At 49.5% G+C, this 21,584-nt stretch carries 16 protein-coding genes and 1 riboswitch; of the genes, 5 read left to right on the forward strand and 11 right to left on the reverse strand.

Going from position 1 to position 21,584, the window contains the following annotated elements; genetic code table 11:
* Window positions 1-94 precede the first annotated feature (94 nt).
* The 3 genes from HNY42_RS15195 to treC all read left to right on the forward strand — a co-directional run bounded on the left by HNY42_RS15195 (window position 95) and on the right by treC (window position 6,281).
* Window positions 95-2,872, forward strand: coding sequence for a sensor domain-containing protein (locus tag HNY42_RS15195; RefSeq protein ID WP_255508450.1), 2,778 nt, complete (start codon window positions 95-97; stop codon window positions 2,870-2,872).
* Between the two features lie 302 nt (window positions 2,873-3,174).
* Window positions 3,175-4,614, forward strand: coding sequence for a PTS system trehalose-specific EIIBC component (treP, locus tag HNY42_RS15200; protein ID WP_188004796.1), 1,440 nt, complete (start codon window positions 3,175-3,177; stop codon window positions 4,612-4,614).
* A gap of 23 nt (window positions 4,615-4,637) precedes the next feature.
* Entirely contained in the window at window positions 4,638-6,281 is a 1,644-nt protein-coding gene (gene treC, locus HNY42_RS15205; RefSeq protein WP_188004797.1) for an alpha,alpha-phosphotrehalase, read from the forward strand.
* A gap of 58 nt (window positions 6,282-6,339) precedes the next feature.
* Here the strand turns inward: treC and HNY42_RS15210 are convergent, their stop codons facing one another.
* A complete protein-coding gene (locus tag HNY42_RS15210; RefSeq protein WP_131502413.1) occupies window positions 6,340-7,698 on the reverse strand; it encodes an alanine/glycine:cation symporter family protein in 1,359 nt (452 codons plus the stop codon).
* Window positions 7,699-8,066: 368 nt separating this feature from the next.
* Complete coding sequence (locus HNY42_RS15215; RefSeq protein WP_188004798.1) at window positions 8,067-8,876, reverse strand: DUF6612 family protein; 810 nt, start codon at window positions 8,874-8,876, stop codon at window positions 8,067-8,069.
* Window positions 8,877-9,135: 259 nt separating this feature from the next.
* Here HNY42_RS15215 and HNY42_RS15220 point away from each other — a divergent pair, with 259 nt between their 5' ends.
* Complete coding sequence (locus tag HNY42_RS15220; protein ID WP_131502415.1) at window positions 9,136-10,494, forward strand: alkaline phosphatase; 1,359 nt, start codon at window positions 9,136-9,138, stop codon at window positions 10,492-10,494.
* A gap of 11 nt (window positions 10,495-10,505) precedes the next feature.
* On the forward strand, window positions 10,506-11,156 hold the full coding sequence (locus HNY42_RS15225) for a DUF4352 domain-containing protein (protein WP_131502416.1): 651 nt from the start codon (window positions 10,506-10,508) through the stop codon (window positions 11,154-11,156).
* Window positions 11,157-11,214: 58 nt separating this feature from the next.
* Here HNY42_RS15225 and HNY42_RS15230 read toward each other — a convergent pair whose 3' ends face one another.
* The 9 genes from HNY42_RS15230 to HNY42_RS15270 all read right to left on the reverse strand — a co-directional run bounded on the left by HNY42_RS15230 (window position 11,215) and on the right by HNY42_RS15270 (window position 21,506).
* Entirely contained in the window at window positions 11,215-13,851 is a 2,637-nt protein-coding gene (locus tag HNY42_RS15230; RefSeq protein WP_188004799.1) for an EAL domain-containing protein, read from the reverse strand.
* A 126-nt stretch (window positions 13,852-13,977) separates the two neighbouring features.
* A complete protein-coding gene (gene ribE, locus HNY42_RS15235) occupies window positions 13,978-14,436 on the reverse strand; it encodes a 6,7-dimethyl-8-ribityllumazine synthase (RefSeq protein ID WP_131502418.1) in 459 nt (152 codons plus the stop codon).
* A gap of 1 nt (window position 14,437) precedes the next feature.
* Complete coding sequence (ribB, locus tag HNY42_RS15240; RefSeq protein WP_188004800.1) at window positions 14,438-15,622, reverse strand: 3,4-dihydroxy-2-butanone-4-phosphate synthase; 1,185 nt, start codon at window positions 15,620-15,622, stop codon at window positions 14,438-14,440.
* Window positions 15,619-16,248, reverse strand: coding sequence for a riboflavin synthase (gene ribE, locus HNY42_RS15245; protein WP_188004801.1), 630 nt, complete (start codon window positions 16,246-16,248; stop codon window positions 15,619-15,621). The genes ribB and ribE (HNY42_RS15245) overlap by 4 nt, the downstream gene beginning before the upstream one ends.
* Complete coding sequence (gene ribD / locus HNY42_RS15250) at window positions 16,233-17,279, reverse strand: bifunctional diaminohydroxyphosphoribosylaminopyrimidine deaminase/5-amino-6-(5-phosphoribosylamino)uracil reductase RibD (RefSeq protein ID WP_188004802.1); 1,047 nt, start codon at window positions 17,277-17,279, stop codon at window positions 16,233-16,235. Before ribD ends, ribE (HNY42_RS15245) begins: the two co-directional genes overlap by 16 nt.
* Window positions 17,280-17,435: 156 nt before the next feature.
* A riboswitch (FMN riboswitch) is annotated at window positions 17,436-17,583 on the reverse strand.
* A 158-nt stretch (window positions 17,584-17,741) separates the two neighbouring features.
* A complete protein-coding gene (locus HNY42_RS15255; RefSeq protein WP_188004803.1) occupies window positions 17,742-18,953 on the reverse strand; it encodes a M20 family metallopeptidase in 1,212 nt (403 codons plus the stop codon).
* 26 nt (window positions 18,954-18,979) lie between these two features.
* Complete coding sequence (locus HNY42_RS15260) at window positions 18,980-19,801, reverse strand: MetQ/NlpA family ABC transporter substrate-binding protein (protein WP_131502423.1); 822 nt, start codon at window positions 19,799-19,801, stop codon at window positions 18,980-18,982.
* A 33-nt stretch (window positions 19,802-19,834) separates the two neighbouring features.
* Complete coding sequence (locus HNY42_RS15265; RefSeq protein WP_188004804.1) at window positions 19,835-20,485, reverse strand: methionine ABC transporter permease; 651 nt, start codon at window positions 20,483-20,485, stop codon at window positions 19,835-19,837.
* Entirely contained in the window at window positions 20,475-21,506 is a 1,032-nt protein-coding gene (locus HNY42_RS15270; protein ID WP_188004805.1) for a methionine ABC transporter ATP-binding protein, read from the reverse strand. The genes HNY42_RS15265 and HNY42_RS15270 overlap by 11 nt, the downstream gene beginning before the upstream one ends.
* Between the last annotated feature and the right edge of the window lie 78 nt (window positions 21,507-21,584).

The raw sequence follows: 21,584 nt of genomic DNA on the forward strand, positions 1-21,584 counted from the left end.
CATTCTTCCATTTGAATGTTATATTATAAAAATGTGAACCAAATTTTAGGTTTCTTTTTATATTTTTTAACTGGAGGTTTTGCCATTGCCATTTATGAAAGGACTAAATACTTTACTAAAACGCGGTCAGGACGTATCCACCATTGATGAACACTTCATGGAAAACCATCCAGATGCGATTTATACGCTCGACATATTAGGACGTGTCACGCGTCTAAACGATAAAACCTCCCTATTACTGGGCTACACGAGAGACGCTTTAATGAACCACTTCAAACATTTTGTTCATCCGGACGATCAAGACAGCACAGTGTTCCATTTTCAACAGGTCATGCAGGGAAAAAGCGAGACGTATACGGTACGCATCCGGCATTCGAAAGGTCATTATCTCGAAATGATGATCGTCAATATTCCGATCTTCTCCAATGGTCTGATTGTCGGGGCTTATGGAATTGCTCGCGATTTAACGACAAACCGACTGATGAAACAACAGATGGACTCGATTCAGTTTGATCAGCAATTGGTCGAAACACTTCCGGGAATCGCCCTGGCCGCATTCAATGAGCACGGTAACTTGTTGCGCTCCTCCGACTCGTTCGCGGAATTATTCGGAGTCCGGCCCGAACAGCTCAAACATTTGTCTAAACAAGAGTTTTTCCAACGGATTCATCCTGCTGACCAACAGGAGTTTCGTGAGTATCTCGATCTGTTGAAAACAAACCGCTGTTTGCCTTCACTCGACATCGAAACACGTGTCCTTCATCCACAGCATGGTTATCAGGATATCTTCTGCCGATGTGCGTTCCGGCAAGATGACCGGCAACAACAGGCAGAGCTCACTTGTGTTCTCTATAATCTTTCGGAACACAAATCATTGGATAAACAACTTCATGATGAAAAAGAAAAGTTTTTAACGTTCCAACAAGTGTCGACGAGTGCGATTTACCGGTACGATATTGATCAAAAAAAGATTGATTTTCACACACGGGGATTTGAAAATATCTTTGAAGGATTGCTGCACCGGCACCAACAGGTCGACGGGCTTTGGATCGAGCATTTGATTCTTCCTGAAGATCGATCAAAAGTCGAAGCGAGTTATCACCGGATTCTCGCCAATCATGAGTCCGAAGTCTCCTATCGTATCCGTCACGACGATAGGATTCATTGGATTTTAGAAAACCGGACACCGATCCGTGGCGCAGACGGTGTCGTCTCCGCTTTCCAAAGTGTCATTCAGGACATCACACAGTTAAAACAACAGGAAGAGAAAATCTTTCAACTGGCGATGCATGACCGGGTGACGGGACTGCCGAACCGGACACTCGTTCTTGAACAAATGAACCAATGGATTGCTACTTATCCCACGTTCAGCGTCTTGACCGTCAGCTACAATGCCTTACAGGACATCAATCATGATTTCGGTTATCCGATTGGTGATAAGTGGTTGTCAAAAACAGCAACACAATTGTTACACCACCTGCCGACTGCTTCTTACTTTGGTCACCTCTACGGAGATGAATACATCGTCCTGTTCCCGAACGTCGTCGAAGAATGTTCAATCAACAAGATCTGTGAACAATTGATTGAACTGTCCAAACAAAAAATCGTCGTCGATTCCTACGAATGGTACCCGTCAATCGGTATCGGCGTGAGCCGTTTTCCAGAAGATGCGGATTCGGCGGAAGACCTTGTCAAAACAGCGAGCATCGCCCTCGGTCGGGCCCGTGTGAATGAATACAGTGTCTATTCCTCGACGTTCAATATCGAGACTTACCGGCGCCATCAACTTCAAAAAAGTATCCGAACGGCTATCCGCCGGAACGAACTGTTCCTTGAGTATCAGCCAAAAGTTAACGCGTGGTCCGGAACGATTGTCGGAGCTGAAGCGTTAATCCGCTGGCAACATCCGGACTGGGGCCGGATTCCGCCAAACGATTTCATTCCGTTATCCGAGGAAAGCGAGATGCATATCCTGATTGCCGACTGGGTGCTCGAAGAAACATGCCGGAATATCAATCAATGGATTCTTGCCGATTTACCGATCGTTCCGATTTCAATCAACGTTTCTCCAAAACGCTTGATCCACGGGAACTTTGCCGAGACCTGCCAGGAAACACTCCAGCGCTTCGGTGTTTCCCCAAGCATGCTTGAAATCGAAATTCTCGAGACCGATGTCTTGTTTGATAACAGTAAAATTCAGCAGTCACTTCAGATGCTCAGTCAAATGGGCATCAAGATTGCCTTGGATGATTTCGGAAAAGGCTATTCATCAATCTCTTATCTGCAACAGTATCCGATTGATACGATTAAGATTGACCGGCAGTTCGCGACGACGCTGATCCAGGACAAAAAAACACAATCCGTCGTCCGGAGCGTCCTCTTCATGGCAAAGGAATTCGGCATGGATGTCGTTGCAGAAGGTGTCGAGACGATGGGACAACTCCACTTCTTACGAGGACTCGAATGTACGACCATCCAAGGATACTTGTTCAGTAAACCGTTACCTAAAGTCCATTTCGAACGCGCCATGCGCGAACGGCAGATTGCAGCGACGGAAGCGATGACTGCCCCAATCAGCACCCGGACGGTCGATGCTTCCATTACGATTCAACGGCTGAACGGACAGGATATCCACGTCGGTCGAACAAATATCGTGGTCTCCAAAGGGACCATGCATAGTGTCTCCTTCTATTCCCCGCTACATCTGCCTGTTCATGAAGGGATTGAACTTGTTTTGATTTTGAAACAACAGCCGATTCCGGTCCGACCGCTTCAGGCGATCGAACTGGATAACGGTAAGATCGAATATGAATGCCAGTACTTGGATGTGAAGCAGTCCCATCTCGTCTTCGAAGCGCTGCAATCTTCCTGAAAAACAAGACTGATTCAAAAAGGAATCTCTCGTCTTTTCACGCTCTTTCCTGTAGGAGTTGCGTGAAACAGTGATTCCTGTTTAAACGAGAAAAGGGCGGCAGAATTAGAATCTACCATCCTTTTCTTTGTAGGGACTGACTTTTGAGTCAGCCCCTTTTTTATTGATCAAAGCGGTTTCGAACTTATCTATATAAGTTGTTGACTTAACTTATATAGATAAGTTAAGATGAATGTGCGCATATAAGAAAACGTTTTCATTTCAAAATGAGTCTTCAGTTCAATCCCAAAGGAGAATGTGAGATGAAACCCAACTATCAGCAAATTGCAGAACAAATCATCGAACGAATCGGTGGCAAAGATAACGTCGAGCAGGCAGCCCACTGTGTCACCCGCCTCCGCTTGACATTAAAAGATCAAAGTTTGGTCGAACAAGAAGCGTTACTTGAAGTCCCGCTCGTCAAAGGAGCTTTCCTGAATGCGGGTGTCTATCAGATCGTCATCGGTGCCGGCGACGTTGACCGTGTCTACGCCGAGTTCATTCAATTAACCGGTTTACAGGCGACGACAATCGCTGACGTCAAATCGTCCGGTGCCTCGAAAATGAATCCGTTCCAAAAACTGATCAAAGTCTTTTCCGATGTCTTCATGCCGATCATCCCGGCCATCATCGTCGCCGGACTGTTAATGGGAATTAACAATCTGTTCGGCATCGAGTTTGGCGGCAAGACGATGATCGAACGGTATCCGAACCTGCAGGGTTTATGGGATTTAATCAACATGATGGCGAACACGGCGTTCGTCTTCCTGCCGGCACTGGTCGGCTGGTCCGCCACGAAACGCTTTGGCGGCAGTGAAATCCTCGGGATTGTCATGGGACTGATGCTCGTGCACCCGGATCTCCTGAATGCTTGGAATTACGGTCAAAGTGCACTGAAAGGGGATATTCCGACATTCAATATCCTCGGCTTATTTGAAATCGAAAAAGTCGGTTATCAAGGACAGATTTTACCGGTCCTCGCTGCCGCTTACGTCTTAAGTACAATCGAACGTTGGCTCAAGAACCGTGTTCCGAATGCGATTCAGCTGCTCGTCGTCCCGATCACGACCATCACATTAACCGGCTTCCTGGCCCTTGCCGTCATCGGACCGGTCACGCGTCAAATCGGGGACTGGATTACAATCGGCGTCGTCAATACGTTTGAAGCCGTTCCACTTCTTGGTGCGTTGCTGTTTGGTGCGCTTTATGCCCCGCTCGTCATCACGGGAATGCACCACATGTTCATCGCCGTCGATCTGCAACTGATCGGTCAAAGCGGGACGACGTTCATCTGGCCGATGATTGCCATCTCGAACATCGCTCAAGGATCGGCGACACTTGCGATGCTGTTCCTCGCGAAAAACGTCAATGATAAAAACATGGCATCGACTTCCGCCATCTCGGCTTACTTCGGAATCACCGAACCCGCCATGTTCGGGGTCAATCTCCGGTTCAAGTATCCGTTTTATGCGGCACTGGTCGGATCCGCGATTGCGTCTTCCTTCATCGCTGTCAGCGGAGTACTCGCACCGGCAATCGGTGTCGGCGGTCTTCCGGCCTTCATCTCAATTGTTCCCGGATCGATTCTGTCCTTCATCATCGGGATGGTCATCGCGATCATCGTTCCGATCGTCTGTACGTTCCTGTTCCATTACGTCTCGACGAAACGTGCCCGCAAAGCGGCACTCAAAGAGGCAGCATAAGTTTTAGAAAGGTGTGACCTGATATGACTCTTACGACAACCGACTGGCGTAAATCCGCCGTCTACCAAATCTATCCGAAAAGTTTTTACAGTCCGGAAGGCAAAGCGACCGGTACCCTGCGTGGTGTGACGGCGAAACTCGATTATCTGACGGAGCTCGGCGTCGATTACCTGTGGCTGACGCCGGTCTATGCGTCCCCGCAACGCGACAACGGCTATGATGTCAGTGACTATTACGCGATTGACCCGTCTTACGGTACGATGGCAGACTTCGATCAATTGATTGTGGAAGCAAACAAACGCCAGTTATCCGTCATGATGGATATCGTCGTCAATCATTGTTCGACCGATCATATGTGGTTCCAGCAAGGACGAAATCCCGACAGCCCCTACCACGATTACTTCATTTGGCGGGACGAACCAACGGATTGGGTGTCAAAATTCGGTGGACCGGCCTGGTCGTTCGACGACGTCGCCGGTAAGTATTACCTGCATCTGTTCGACGAGACGCAAGCCGATCTCAACTGGGAAAACCCGGCGCTCCGGGAAGCCGTCTATCAGATGATGGGCTTTTGGCGCGATAAAGGCGTCCGCGGCTTCCGGCTCGACGTCATCAATCTGATTTCAAAAGATGACAGTTTTGCAGATGACCCGACCGGTGACGGCCGGAAATACTATACGGACGGTCCGCGCGTGCATGACTACCTGCAGGAGATGAACCAGCGTGTCTTTGCCGGTCATGACTTGATGACCGTCGGTGAGATGTCGTCAACGACACTCGATCATTGCCTTCGTTACTCGAATACAAACGAGCAGGAACTGAAAATGACCTTCAACTTCCACCACTTAAAAGTTGATTATCCGAACGGAGAGAAATGGACGGCAGCTCCGTTTGATTTCCTCGAGCTGAAACGGATTCTCTCCGACTGGCAGGTCGGGATGCAGGGAAATGCCTGGAATGCGATTTTCTGGTGTAACCATGATCAGCCCCGCGTCGTCAGCCGGTTTGGTGACGACACGGTTTACCGGATCGAAAGTGCGAAGATGCTTGCAACGACGTTACACGGCTTACAAGGAACACCGTACATCTATCAGGGCGAAGAAATTGGCACACCAAACCCGGACTTTACCGACTTGGCGGATTACCGGGATGTCGAGACGCTGAACGCCTATACTGAAAAAACAACGCTCGGTGAAACGGAAGCTGATATTTTGGCCGCAATCCGTCAAAAATCCCGGGACAATGCCCGGACACCGATGCAATGGGATGCGTCACCGCACGCCGGTTTCTCGACCGCGACACCATGGATTCCGGTTCCTGAAAATCATACTTCGATCAATGTTGAAGCTGCTCTCGCCGATCCGGACTCGGTCTTCTATCATTACAAGAAGCTGATTCACCTGCGCAAACAGTATGATGTTTTGACGAACGGCATTTACCGGCTTCTGACACCTGATGATCTTGCGCTCTGGGCGTACGAACGAATCACTGATGAGGAACGGCTGCTCGTCTTGTCAAACTTTTACGGTACGACAACTTCGTTCACGTTACCGGACGAGTGGCTTGATCATCAGATCCTGATTCAGAACTATCCGGATGTCTTAGAGACGTCAGGGCAAGTCACATTACGCCCGTACGAATCCCTCATGCTGTATCAAACGGCTTAATCAAACAAATCCCGCACTCTCCATATGAGAATGCGGGATTTGTGCAATGTCAGAGATTCTATGAAATTCGTCGTTCGGCCTCCTCCCGTTTCAACTGTTCCCGGAACAGTCGTGTTTCCGCAATGACGACACCGGACAAACCAATCAAACCAATCAAGTTCGGGATGGCCATCAGTCCGTTGAAGACGTCGGAAATCGCCCAGACCATGTTCAAGTTCGTCGTCATCGCACCAAGTCCCGCGACGAGTACAAACAGAATCCGGTACGGTAAAATCGATTTTTGACCAAACAGATAATAGATTGATTTTTCCCCGTAATAGGACCATCCGAGGACTGTCGAGAAGGCAAACATGACAAGACCAATCGTCACGATGTACTTCCCGGCCGGTCCAAGGAACACTTCAAAGCTGGCTGTCGTCAATTCGACCCCTTCCAGCTTTTTATCGAGCTGACCACCCATGACGAGTGTCAAGCCGGTTATCGAACAGACGACAAGCGTATCGAGAAAGACCTGCGTCATCGAGACGAGTGCCTGACGCCCCGGGAAATCCGTTTTTGCAGCGGCGGCGGCAATCGGTGCAGAACCGAGACCTGCTTCATTCGAGAAGACCCCGCGGGCGACCCCGTAACGAATCGCGGCACCGATTGCTCCGCCGGTGATGGCTTCGTTCGAGAATGTACTGCTGAAGATGGTCGCGAGCGCACCCGGAATCAAATCAAAGTTCATGACCATGATCAAGAGACCGCTTCCGACATAGAAGAAAATCATGAACGGGACAAAATAACTGACGACTTTCCCAATCGACTTAACTCCACCAATAATGACGACCCCCGTCGCCACCATCAGGACAATCCCCGTTACATACAACGGCACGTCGAACGTCGATTTCATCGCCAGTGCAACAGAGTTCGTCTGAACACCGTTACCGATCCCGAAGGCGGCAAGCGAAGCAAACGCGGCAAATAACACGCCGAGCCATTTCTGTCTTAATCCCCGTTCGAGATAGTACATCGGCCCCCCGGCCATCTGTCCTTTCTCATCGACAACACGGTACTTGACGGCGAGAATCGCCTCGGCATACTTCGTCGCCATCCCGAATAATCCGGATAACCACATCCAGACGATCGCGCCCGGTCCCCCGAGGACGACGGCTGTTGCAACCCCAACGATATTCCCTGTACCGACCGTTGCCGCAAGAGCTGTCATCAATGCCTGAAAATGACTGATATCCCCTTCCGACGTGTCGTCCTGATGTTTCGTGAATGCCAGTTTTAAGGCATACGGAAGCTTGGTAATTTGAATGAATCCAAGTCGTATCGTCAAGTAAATCCCTGTACCGACCAAAAAGATAAGCAACGGCGGTCCCCAGACAAAATCCGATACCGTACCAATCCACTCACTGAACGCTGTCCCCATTCTGTTTCCCCTCCTTCAATTCGATATGTACTTTTCTATCTTTTCAGAATTTACAGATTATTGTCAATGGTTAATTTTCTGTGCAGACGATTGCCTAGCTTATATTGTTGTATTCTTTTTACTGCTCACTAAAAGGGGCTGACTCAAAAAGGAATCTCTCGTCCTTTCACGCCCTTTCCTCAAGCGAGACACAAGCCAGTTTCCCTTCCTGATCCAGGCAGGAAACCGGGTCTTGTTTGTCTCTGCCAGCGTGAAACGAGTGATTCCTCTTTAAACGGGATAAGGGTGGCAGAATTATAATCTGCCACCCTTATCTTTGGAGAGACTGAATTTTGAGTCAGTCCCTTTTCAGGTCAATCAGTTTCTTCTTATTGCTTGCTGCTCGGCAACTCCTGTGCGTCTTTTGCTTCCGCCGGCAACTCAATCGATTTAATCTCATTGAATTTCGAGAATACAGATTCGTTTTTCATCGTAAATTCCGTTCCTTCTTCAATCTCAAACGCCATTTCCATATCAAGCGTCTTTGGATAGTAGGTTTTTGCATCATACGTCATCGAGTACTCCATCTTTTTATAATCCACTTGATCCATGACCTCTTTCATTTGGGCAAGCTGTCCGGATTGTTCAAGAGAATCCTTCATGAAGGCTTTCAGTTGATCGCCTTTCAAATCAACATCGATTTGATAGACATCGCCCTCTTTTTTCATCGTCCAATTGTCTTTATATTTTTTGAGTAACTTCAGACTTTGTTCTGTCGATGCCGACGACTCCATGTTTTCTAACATATCCCCTAGTTCCGATGTATCTTGTACCAACCATTGTCCGGATTGCGACATATACATTTTATCATCCACGAGATACAGTTCCGTTTCGACATCGGTCCCGTCTTCTGCATTTTTCATTGTCATCTTTTGATACATCGTCATCGGCTTTTGGATGATGTCTGCCGAAATCTTTTGACTGATCGGCATACCGCCAACTTCCGACATCATGTCACTGTCCATATGAAACGACTTGATGTTTTCTTGTGCACTTGACGCTTTTTTCAGCAACTCCGTATTCGAAAGCTGTTTGGAACCGTTCTCCCCTTGACCATCTTCTATGGTCTCGTTATTACACCCTGCCAGTCCAATCGTTGCCGTGAGGAGACCGACCGTCATCCACCTTGTCTTCTTCATCGTCATTCCTCCTTGAAATTGATTATCTTTATTTACGAGCTGTCACTGGAAAATGTTTCAAAACCATTTCTTATCTTATTACCGTTCTGACTGTTTTTTACTCATCGAACTTCCTGTCCGACGTAAAGTTTTCTGTTTGATTCTTAACAAAACTTTACATCCCTCAAATGTTCGTTTTACACTCTACCGCTAAAGTTAGTCCTGTAGATTTGATCCGATACTAAACTATTTATTTATTTTCCTGAAGGAGGAACAATCCATGAAGTTAAAACGAATCATTCCCATTCTTGCCTTGTCGACCCTTTCCTTAAGTACGATGGTCTCGATGAACGACGCTGAGGCTAAGACGAAACATGCAAAATCACCGGAAATCCGGAATGTCATCTTCCTGATCGGGGACGGGATGGGTGTCTCGTATACGTCAGCCCACCGGTACTTAAAAAATGATCCTTCGACGCCGGTCGCGGAAAAAACGGCATTTGATCAATATCTCGTCGGACAACAGATGACCTATCCGGAAGACCCGGAGCAAAACATCACGGATTCCGCATCCGCCGCGACGGCGATGTCGTCCGGTGTCAAAACATATAATGCCGCGATTGCCGTCGACAATGATAAATCAGAGGTCAAGACGGTCCTTGAAGCAGCGAAAGAACGCGGAAAATCGACGGGACTTGTTGCGACATCCGAAATTACACACGCGACACCGGCTTCATTCGGCGCGCACGATGAGAACCGGAAAAACATGAATGCGATTGCGGACGACTACTTCAAGGAGCGGGTCAACGGCAAACATAAGATCGACGTCCTGCTCGGAGGCGGGAAATCAAACTTCGTCCGTCCGGATACCGATTTGACGAAAGCGTTTAAGAAAGACGGTTACAGCTACGTCACGAATCTGGATCAAATGCAGGCGGATAAAAACAAACAGGTCCTCGGTCTGTTTGCGGACGGTGGTCTGCCGAAACGCATCGACCGGGAATCATCCGTTCCGTCACTCGAACAGATGACGAATTCCGCCATCAAACGACTTGATTCAAACAAAAAAGGCTTCTTCCTGATGGTTGAAGGAAGTCAAATCGACTGGGCCGGTCATGACAATGACATCGTCGGTGCCATGAGCGAGATGGAAGACTTCGAACGTGCCTTCAAAGCGGCAATCGCCTTTGCCAAAAAAGACAAGCACACGCTTGTCGTGGCGACAGCCGACCATTCGACCGGCGGTTACTCGATTGGAGCGGATGGTATCTATAACTGGTTCGCCGAGCCGATCAAGGCGGCGAAAAAGACACCAGACTTCATGGCAGCAAAAATCATCGAAGGTGCCGATGTCAAAAAAACGTTGACGACATATATCGACCAGAAGAAACTCACCCTGACGGAAGATGAAATCGAATCCGTTACACGTGCTGCGGAATCGAAGAAACTGCTTGATGTCGACAATGCGATCGAAGCCATCTTCAATGAACGGTCGCACACCGGCTGGACGACAGGCGGACATACGGGTGAAGACGTTCCAGTCTATGCGTTTGGTCCAGCGAAGGAACGGTTTGCCGGACAAGTCGATAATACGGATCATGCCAAAATCATCTTCGATTTACTGAAGTCGAAGAAATAAGGAGACTTTCCATGAAACAGATACTTGCTGCCTTGATGCTCGGGACGATTCTTTCGGGTTGTGGCACTACGCCAGACACCGTCCAAGAGAAGTCATCAGAAAAGTCGGCCCCGAAACAGGAGACACCGGTATCGATCGAAAAGTCTGCCGCATATGTCCCGAACCCGCAATTACCAGATGACCGGAAACTGACGAAAGTCGACGCATCGGTTACCGACGACAAAGGCGAATTGACGTTAAAACAGTTTGTCCGTCCCGACGTGACACGCACGATCGGACCGATCACGATGAAAGTCGAAGAAGTGAAAGTGTTCCATGCCCGGCCGAGTTACGGGATGATTGATTTCTTCCACGGGTTTACGCATGAGGAATCGTTTGACCTCGTCAAGACACGTGTGACGATCACGAACAGAGGCGATGAGCCGGTCACGTTTAACCCCGTCGCTCACTTCAGGCTCGATGCAAAAACCGAGAAGACACTGCAAGACGATGTCTACCTCGAGTCGCTCGCTGCGACATATGCCCCCGGCGAGACACGAAGCGGAAACTTCGGTTTCATTATCGAACAACCGCTCACATCAGTCGAGTTGTTGACGAGTGATGTCCTCAGTGCGAAACGTGATGTGCTTGGAAAAGGTTCGTCCCTTTCTTTGCGCTTATAATGCTAAAAGACCAAAAGACGATCCCTTCCTGTTTTGCTGGAAAGGATCGTCTTCTTTTTTAGTAAAGAGCCGGAATTTGTTCTGCGGGCATCGGGCGACCAAAGTAATAACCTTGCATCCGCGAGCATTCCAACCAATTTAGAACGTTGACCTGCTCGAGCGTCTCGACACCTTCCGCGATGACCTCAAGATCGAGTGACTTCGCTAAATGGATGATGGATGAAATCATCGAGTAGCCGGTCGTCGCCGCTTGGATTTTTTCGACGAACTCGCGGGGAATCTTCAATGTATCAATCGGGAAGTCCGCTAAACGGGATAAGGAAGAGTAGCCGGTTCCGAAGTCATCAATCGAAATCGTAAAGCCGAGTTCTTTTAAGCGATTCATCGTCACGACGGTTTCTTCGATATCTTCGACAGCTGAGACTTCCGTGATTTCAAGATCGATACGCGTCGGATCAACACTTGTTTCCTCTACTAAACGAATCAAAGTCAGGACGAACGTCGGATGATGAAACTGTTGCATCGAGACATTCAGTCCAACCTTCAATGTGACTCCTTCATCTTCCCACCGTTTTGCCTGTAAAAACCCTTCGCGTAACACCCATTCACCAAGCCGGATAATCATGCCGACTTCTTCCACCATCGGAATGAAATCGTTTGGTGCAATCATTCCGAGTTCCGGATGATTCCAACGGATCAGTCCTTCGACACCGACCATCTTATACGTGACCGTATCGACTTGCGGCTGATAATGTAAAATCAATTGATTGGTTTCAATGGCAATCGGCAGCTCCGATTCGAGTCGCAAGCGGTAGGACGCTTTTTCGGCAATATCTTCAAAGAAGATGATGGATTTACCGCCACCCGATTTTGCCTGATACATCGCAAGATCGGCCTGCTTCAGCAACGTCACGACGTGTTTTCCCGCTGTCCGCTGACATATGACGGCTCCGATACTTGGATTGGAAATCAATTCGATTCCTTCAATCGCATACGTTCGTTTTAAGTCATCGAGCAGACGGGCCGTTCGGCTTCTGCCCTGCTCATCCGACGTAACATCCCGCAAGATGACGGTAAACTCATCTCCGCCTTGACGGGCGACGATATCGTCCGGATTGACGGCTTCTTGCAGGCGCTCTGCCACTTGAATCAACAACTGATCGCCGACATGGTGACCGAACGAATCATTGACGAGTTTAAAGTCGTCGAGATCAATAAAACAGAGAATGATGGTTTCTTCCTTCCGCTCTTCTTCGACTAAATGGTGCAATACTTCTTCAAAGTAGGTCCGATTGATGACCCCGGTCAAATGATCGTAATAAGCAAGCCGGCGGATTTTTAATTCATTTTCCCGGATGGTCGTGATATCCTGCCCAATCCCGTACATCCCGACGAATCGATCCCGGACGCGAATCGGAATGTTGGTTACATTCAGCAAAACATCTGGACCGCCAGATTTTTGGAAAACAGTTTCAAATTGCTGTGCTGTCGCCTTGTCTGTCGATGTCTGTTGCCATGTCGTGAACTGCCGATACGTTTTGCCAATCAATTCCTCCGCATCCTGCTCCGTCAATTTTTCGAACGAAGGATTCGCGCTTTCAATACGTCCCTTCAAGTCAAGTGAATAGATGGCATCCGGATGGTAAGTAAACAAAGACTTATACCGTTCCTCACTCACTTCTAACTCGTCCGCTTTATGATGAATTTCTTCAATTAATTCTTGGTGACTCAAAATCATTAGAATCTGGCGGACTAAAATCAGGAGAATCGTGATAGCGCAACCTATCATTAAGCCATTCATTGCTTCATTTTGGCGTGCATAAAAGGTCATCGTTGAAAATAAAAATATGACTAACAGATATGGTAAAAACATTTTCCCGATCGGTGCACGTCTTCGTCGCGTTGTTTCTTTCTGTTGCCTTTTTTGTACGGGATTATCCAAATGACCAGATATACTAATCGTCAGTAAACCAATGACAAACAATGGATCAATCAACCGGATGACATCCTCACCGCTGACGGTCGTCACATAGACAAACGATGTATCTGCGCCGACCTGTAACAACAATCCGATGAACAAACACTGAAACATACGTCGTCGTTTTTGCCACTCGTGTTTCTCAAATAAATAATAGATACTGATCATACAAAATAACAGAACGATATCGCACATCGGGTAAGCAAAGGCCAGGACGAATTCCGCTTTCGAGGTGAACGGTTCGTCAAACAGCGGACGGATTAAGAAAAACCAACTGTAGGTAACAGCGACCGTCATAACGATGGCGATATCAAATATAAAGCTGACTAAACGAGCTTTTGTGACATGGCGTTGGATTGCGTGTAGAAAGGCCACTAAAAAGAAGACAGATTGCAACACGTAAAAAAGATCCGAGATACCGGGAAAGGGAACTTCGACTTGAAGAATATTCTCATACGTCCCCCACATCAATTCGGCAATCAGATAACTTCCTGTTCCGTATGCAAGGTAGAGAAAAAAATGTCCTTCTTGTTGGTCCGGTTCTCGTTGCGCCTGAACCAACAAACATGTCGCAAACGCGCAACCGAGTATGGAAAACAAGTTACTGCCCCAAGCTGACAACTCTGGCTGGTTTGCAAAAATAATCAGCCAAAGATAGTAAATTGTAATAAAGCAGACGATAACAGGCAGATAATAAGCTTTTTTTGAACGCACCATCTTCCTTTCCACCCTTCTGTAAAGAGTCTTTCCCTTATCATTAGGGATGGAGTTCGTAAAGTCCTGCCAGAATAAAAAAAGAGACCTGTTCCATTCGGAAACAGGTCTCAAGACTCAGTTATTTCATTAAATAGTCCGTAACAGGTTCGCCATCTCGATTGCTGAGACCGCTGCTTCGTATCCTTTGTTCCCCGCTTTCGTTCCCGCCCGTTCGACCGCCTGTTCAATTGAGTCAGTCGTCAGGACACCGAAGATAATCGGCACCCCTGTTTCACGTGACGCGCCGGCGACACCTTTCGCGACTTCGTTGCAGACATAATCGTAGTGTGATGTCGCACCGCGAATGACGGCACCGAGTGTGATGACAGCGTCATACTTTCCGCTTTTCGCAAGCTTTTCCGCGACGAGCGGAATCTCGAACGCTCCCGGAACCCATGCTGTATCGACAGCATCCGCAGCGACTCCGTGACGACGGAATGCATCGTTTGCTCCACCGACCAGTTTCGATGTGATCAATTCATTGAATCGTGCTGCGACGATTGCGACGCGTAGTCCTTCACCTGTTAAAAATCCTTCGAATACCATGTTATTGTCCTCCTTGGATATCGAGCAGATGCCCGAGTTTCGTTTGTTTGGTTTGCAGATACTGCTTGTTTTCCGGAACCGGGGCAATCTCAAGCGGAATCCGCTCGAGCACCGTAATACCGTTTTGTTCGAGTGCCTGTTGTTTTTCCGGATTATTCGTCATCAGCCGAATTTTCGTGACACCTAAATCGTGTAACATCGCGGCTGCGACTTTGTAATCCCGTAAATCAGTCGCATACCCGAGCGCGTGATTCGCTTCGACCGTATCGAGTCCCTGCTCCTGCAACTCATAGGCTTTCAGTTTCGCCATCAAGCCGATACCGCGCCCTTCCTGGCGCAGGTAGAGTACCGCTCCGCCTTCATGTCCGATGCGTGCCAGTGCTGCGTCAAGTTGCGGACCGCAATCACAGCGTTTTGATCCGAAGACGTCTCCCGTCAGACATTCCGAATGCAGCCGGACGAGCATTCCGTCTTCCGGCTCTCCCGACAGGACGGTCACGTGTTCTTTTTGATCAGGCGTCGTATAGCCGAGTATCCGAAACGCGCCGTGCGCGGCCGGAAGCAGGACGTCCGCTTCGCGCCGGACGGGGCGTTCGAGATACGTGACGAGGGCATCGATTGTAATCATCTTCAGCCCGTGGACTTCTTTATACGTCAGCAAATCATCCACGCGCGCCATCGTCCCGTCCTCTAAGATGATTTCACAAATGACAGCTGCTTCAGCACTTCCGGCAAGCCGTGCCAAATCCACACCGGCCTCCGTATGTCCACGCCGTTCCCGGACACCGCCCTCTTTCGCAATCAAGGGGAAAATATGACCGGGACGCTTAAATTGTTTCGCCTCATCCGTCAGCATCCGTTGAATCGTCAACGCACGTTCCGCGGCACTGATGCCGGTCTTCGCTTCTTCATGATCGATGCTGATCGTAAACGCCGTCCCGTGCGGATCGGTATTGTGATCTGTCATCGGATTCAGCTCAAGGCGTTCTGCAAGTTGCGGGCTGACCGGAACACAGACGAGTCCTTTCCCGTACGTGATCATGAAGTTGATTTGTTCGGGTGTCGCATGTTCCGCGAGGAGAATCAGGTCCCCCTCATTTTCCCGGTTTTCATCATCACAGACGATGATCGGACGTCCGTGTTTTAATTCTTCAATCGCTTCTTCTACGAGATCAAATCCGTTCATCCTGCTCCGCCTCCTAAAAATGCCGACCAATCCGTTTTTTGTTCCTGCTGTGTAAAGTGATACAAATGTTTTGCCATCAAATCACACTCGATATTGACGAGTGCCCCGCTTTGCAACCGGTCGAACGTCGTCAACTGTCGGGAGTGCGGAATCAATGAGATGATTAAACTGTTCGGTTCCACGTGTTGGACCGTCAAGCTCGTTCCGTTGATCGCAATCGAGCCTTTCGGAATACAGTATTTACTCCACTCCCCGGTCTCGAACCGGTATTCCATCGCTTCACCGTCCGGTCGACGGCTTAAGAACCGGGCTGTTCCGTCAATGTGTCCGCTGACGAAATGACCGCCAAACCGTCCGTTCGCCGGCATCGCCCGTTCGAGCTGAACCGGTGTGCCGACCCGCAACGTCTGAAGGGACGTTGCCCGAATCGTTTCGTGAACGGCGTCCGCCGTGAACCCGGTCGCCGTCATCGCCGTGACCGTTAAACAAATCCCGTCGACGGCGATGCTGTCGCCGATCTTCGTTTCTTCAAGAACATGCCGCGCCTCGATTTCGAGCGCTAAACCGTTCGGGCGCGGAACTTTTCGTTTAATCGTCCCGACTTCTTCAATCAATCCCGTGAACATAAGCCGTCTCCTTTCCGCGTATAACGCAGATGGACATCCTGTCCGATTTGCGCGACGTCGGTTAAATCGAACCGGTCTTCAATCTCGATTGTGCTTGTCAATCCGGTCGTCCCTTGTAAGACGGACGGGGCTTGATAGATTTCAAGACGATCGACAAGGTCTGCTTCTAAAAATGACGACTGAATCGTTGGTCCGCCTTCAATCAACAAACTGCGGATCCCCTGGTCGTACAATATGTCTAAAATCTGATTCGGTGTCGTATACGTGCCGACGAGAACCGTGACGTTCGATTGAATTGAGACACGCGGTTGTTCCGTCAGCCAGTATGTCGGATTCAAACCGTCCCGAAAGACTTGGGCGCTTTCCGTCAAACGTCCACGACGGTCGACGACGACCCGAATCGGTTCAGGTCCGGCTTCCGTGCGTAACGTCAATGCGGGATCATCGATTAAAATCGTCTCACTCCCGACTAAGATGGCGTCATGTGTTGCCCGCAGCTCACGTCCTGCCGCCCGGGCTGCATCTGATGTAATCAGGCGTTGCTCACCTGTCGTGACGACACCGTTTAAACTTTGGGCGACTTTGACGGTGACGACCGGTCGTTTCCGCTCGAGACTTTGCCAAAACGGTGTATAAAATCGAACCGCTTCGTCTTCGAGTAATCCGGTTTCGACCGTCAGTCCGGCTTCACGCAGACGCGTAATACCTTGTCCGGCGACGATTGCATGCCGATCTTCCGTTGCGACGAACACCCGCTTGATGCCGGCGGCTAAAATCGCCTCCGTACAGGGCGGTGTCTTTCCATGATGGTTACACGGTTCGAGTGTGACATAGAGATCCGCACCACGCGCCGCTTCTCCTGCCATGTTTAATGCTTCGACTTCCGCATGCGGACCACCCGCAAACCGGTGGGCACCGAAGCCGATCACTTTTCCATGTTTCGTAATGACACAACCGACACTCGGATTTGGACTCGTTTGTCCGTCCAGCATCCGTGCCAACTGCATCGCCTGGTGCATTCGATTATTCATATTTCCGCTCCTTTCAAAAGAAAAGACGCCGCTGCATTTGCAGGGCGTCATGATTGAAGGATCACGAAAGAAACGTCTTGTTTTCTGTTCAAAAGCATACAGAAATAGACCTTTTCCCGAACATATTTTTTCAGAAAATGGTTTCAAGCACATTTTTTCGTTCTTCTCCCATCCGGACTTTACCGTCGGCCCTGGAATCACACCAAGTCAGCCACAATGCGTACATTGTGGGTCGCGGGCTCGTCGATTCGAAAATCATCGCATTACCGCCGGTTGGGATTTTCACCCTACCCCGAAGAACTGGTTATTCAGTTGTACAGGTCAAGACTAGCACAGGTTATTTTAAAATACAAAAGAGAATTTATTTTCTTTTTTCCGGTTCAACAAAAAAAGTATGGTTTGGCCCGCCCGGTCGTCTTGATGACATCCGGTCGGACCAACACATACTTCTGTCTTTCGCTGTTACATCAAGTAACCGTTTTTCCGGTCGTGGAACTCCTGTTTGACCGTCCCGAGTAACGAGTCATCCGTCAGCAGACGGAACGCCGTCCGGGCCAGGATTTTCGCTCCCGTGATCAAGGCTTCGTCGCCTTGTTCCGATTTCGTCGCCTCCCGGAAACTTTCCGTATGGGCAACTAAGTCGTCTGCTCCAATCTTGATGTACGGATGGATCGTCGGCAGGACCTGGCTGATGTTGCCGGCGTCGGTCGAACCGAGACCCTGCCGTTCATCGGTCTTGACGTCTTCCCCAAGCGCCGTCGCTTCTTCCCGGAAAATCTCGTCAAACGTCCGGTTGAACAACAGGTTATCGACTTCGTTTTGGAAGGCGATGATCTCAAGCGTCGCTCCGGTCGCAAGGGCTGCCCCTTCGGCAACGGCTTTGACTTTTGCCGTCACCGCATTCAGCCGTTCGCGTGTCGTCGCCCGGATGAAGAAGCGGGCTTTGGCATACTCCGGAATGATGTTCGGCGCATCTCCACCATCGGTAATGATTCCGTGAATCCGGATGTCACTCGGCAACTGTTGCCGTAACGCATTGATTCCGTTAAACAACTGAATGACGGCATCCAGGGCATTGATCCCTTCTTCCGGCGAAGCTGCCGCATGGGCCGGTTTACCGGTAAAGGCAAAATCGAGCGGATCAACGGCGAGCGAAGAACCGGTAATCCGGGTCTGTCCGGACGGATGGACCATTAAGGCCGCATCGATGCCCGTCAGCAGATTGTGTTTGACGAAACTCCCTTTCGCACTCCCGTTTGGTCCGCCTTCTTCCGCCGGTGTCCCGAGGACGACGACACTGCCGCCGACTTCATCCAGAACTTGACTGACGGCAATCGCTGCTGCGACACTTGTCGTGCCGATGATGTTGTGTCCGCATGCGTGACCGATTCCCGGCAAGGCATCATATTCAGCTAGAAAAGCGATCGTTGCTCCCGGTTTATCCGAGACCTTCCGGGCGAGAAACGCTGTCTCGTGTCCGGCCACACCAAGTTCGACTGTAAACCCTTCGGCTGTCAGGCGTTCCGCATGATGACGCGACGCAAAATATTCTTCATTGCCGATTTCCGGTGTCGCATGAATCCGATGGCTCGTCTCAAGATACGACTCCCGTTTTTGCTCAATATCCTGTTCAATCGTTTGTGTCAGGTTTTGCCGTCTCGTCTGAATTGTCATTTGGGTCACGCTCCTTTTGGTTTTTGTTATTCGCCAATCTCGCTAAGTGGGACGAACGTCGGAATCGTGCTTCCTTTGTACTCTTTTTTGATGAAGGCAGCGACATCGTCCTGCTGGTAAAGGGAAGCGATTTTTTTCAACGTCTTTTTGTCTTTGTCTTCTGTCCGGGTCGCGATGATGTTGATGTACGGTTTCGCCGTCTCGTTTTCATGGAGAATCGAATCTTTGATCGGATTAAAGCCGGCATCGACAGCGATTCCGTTATTGATGATTGAGGCGGAGACATCCGGTAGGACGCGTGGTGTCTGTCCGGCGACGACCGGGACAATCTTCAGTTTTTTCGGATTCTCGACGATCTTATCGACGGATCCGTTGCCGTCAAAGTCGTCCGGCAGCTTGATCAGGCCTGCTTCCTGCAACAGGAGCAATGCCCGCCCCATGTTCGTCGCTTCATTCGGGACGGCAATCTTTCCACCGACCGGAATGTCTTTGACGTCCTTGATCTTATCCGAATAAATTCCCATCGGCGCGATGACCGTAGTCGCAATCGGCGACAGTTTTAACTTATGTTCTTTTTTGAAGGCGTTAAAGTAAGAGACGGTCTGGAAGGAGTTCGCATCAATCTCTCCTTCCGCGAGTGCGAGATTCGGTTGAACATAGTCGGAGAACTTAACGAGCTCAATCGTGATGCCTTCTTTCTTCGCTTTTTTCGCGACGTATTCCCAAACTTGGGTGTCAGAACCGCTGACGCCAAGTTTCACCGTCTTTTGATCTTCTTCTCCGGAAGCGGCACATCCCGCAAACAATACCGTCGTCAATGCTGCACCAATCGCTAATCCTTTTTTCATCATCCATCTCTCCCTTATCTGTTCTATGTTTTTTTAGTGTCTCCGAATTTTTCGTGCCAACAGGTTGCCTGTTGTCTGTAACCCTTGAACCAAAATGACGAGAATCCCGACCGTGATGATCATGACGGTCGTATCAAACCGTTGATAGCCGTACGTGATCGCCAAGTCACCCAGTCCCCCGCCGCCGATTGCCCCGGCCATTGCCGATGCCCCGATCAAGCCGATTGTCGCAATCGTCAGGTTCAGGACAAGCGAGCTGAGGGCTTCCGGCAAGAGGAAACGGAAAATCGTCTGCAGCGGTGTCGCCCCCATCGCTTCTGCCGCCTCCAAGACACCGGTGTCGACTTCGAGCAATGAACTTTCAATCAGGCGGGCGATGTACGGTGCCGCATAAAAGACGAGCGGAACGATCGCTGCCTGCGTCCCGATCGACGATCCGACAATCAAGCGGGTCAACGGAATGATCGCGACGAGCAAAATAATGAACGGAACGGACCGGAAGATGTTGACAATACTGCTTAAGACATTGAAGAAGGGGATTTGTTCGAGCAATGCTCCTTTTCGTGTCACGACAAGCAGGATGCCGAGCGGTAAACCAATCAATGTCGAAAAGAGTAACGACAGTCCGACCATCGTCATCGTTTGCAAAAAAGCGGTCCAAATATCCGTATAGTTAACCAGCATCTGCGAGCACCTCCTCGACGACGACATCCGATTGATCGATGTAATGCAGTGCCCGTTTGATTTCCGCCGCATCACCGATCAGTTCAACAAGCAGACTGCCAAACGGAATGTTTTGCAGTTCCGTGATGCTGCCGTGCAGGATGTTGAGGTCGACATCAAACCGTTTCGCGACTTGCGATAAAAGCGGTTGTCCGGTCCCTGCCCCGAGGAAGTTGATTTTGTAGATATGGTGCCCGGTATCCCGTTGATCGATGACTTTTTGAACTGACGCCGGAATCTCATCCTGCATGACGGAACGGACGAAGTTTTTTGCCGTCGCCGTCTGGGGGTTCGAAAAGACGTCGAATACGGTACCCGATTCAATCAACTTGCCGGCTTCGATGACGGCGACCCGGTCACAAATTTCACGGATGACACCCATCTCATGGGTAATCAGTAAGATCGTGATGCCGTATTCCTGATTGATTTGTTTCAGCAGGCGTAATATGTGTTGTGTCGTCTGCGGATCAAGCGCCGAGGTTGCTTCGTCACACAACAGGACGGACGGCTGGGTGGCAAGTGCCCGGGCAATCCCGACCCGTTGTTTCTGTCCGCCCGATAACTGATCCGGGTAATGATCGGCCTTATCCGCCAAGTCGACGAAATCCAGCAGTTCATTGACCCGCCGATGGACCTCGTCTTTTTTGACGCCCTTTAAGACAAGGGGTTTTGCGACGTTCGCAAAAACCGTATTCGAATCCAGCAGATTGAAGTGCTGAAAAATCATCCCGATGTGTTGTTTGGCTTCCCGTAACTGTTTCGCCGAGAGCGCCGTCAAATCTTGGCCATCGACCGTCACACTGCCCGATGTCGGCCGTTCAAGCAGGTTGACGCATCGTAATAAGGAACTTTTACCGGCTCCACTGAAACCGATGACACCGAAGATTTCTCCCTTTCGGATTTCGAGATCGACCCCGTTCAGCGCAGCAATCGATTGTTCCTTTGTTTCATAGATTTTTTTTACATTTTTGAATGTAATCACCACTTGTTCCCCCTTTAAAATACAAAAAAGGTCTCTTCTTAAGAAACAAGAAGAGACCTGGATCCGCACAATGGCAGA

Source organism: Exiguobacterium sp. Helios, assembly GCF_014524545.1.
Classification (GTDB): Bacteria; Bacillota; Bacilli; order Exiguobacteriales; family Exiguobacteriaceae; genus Exiguobacterium_A.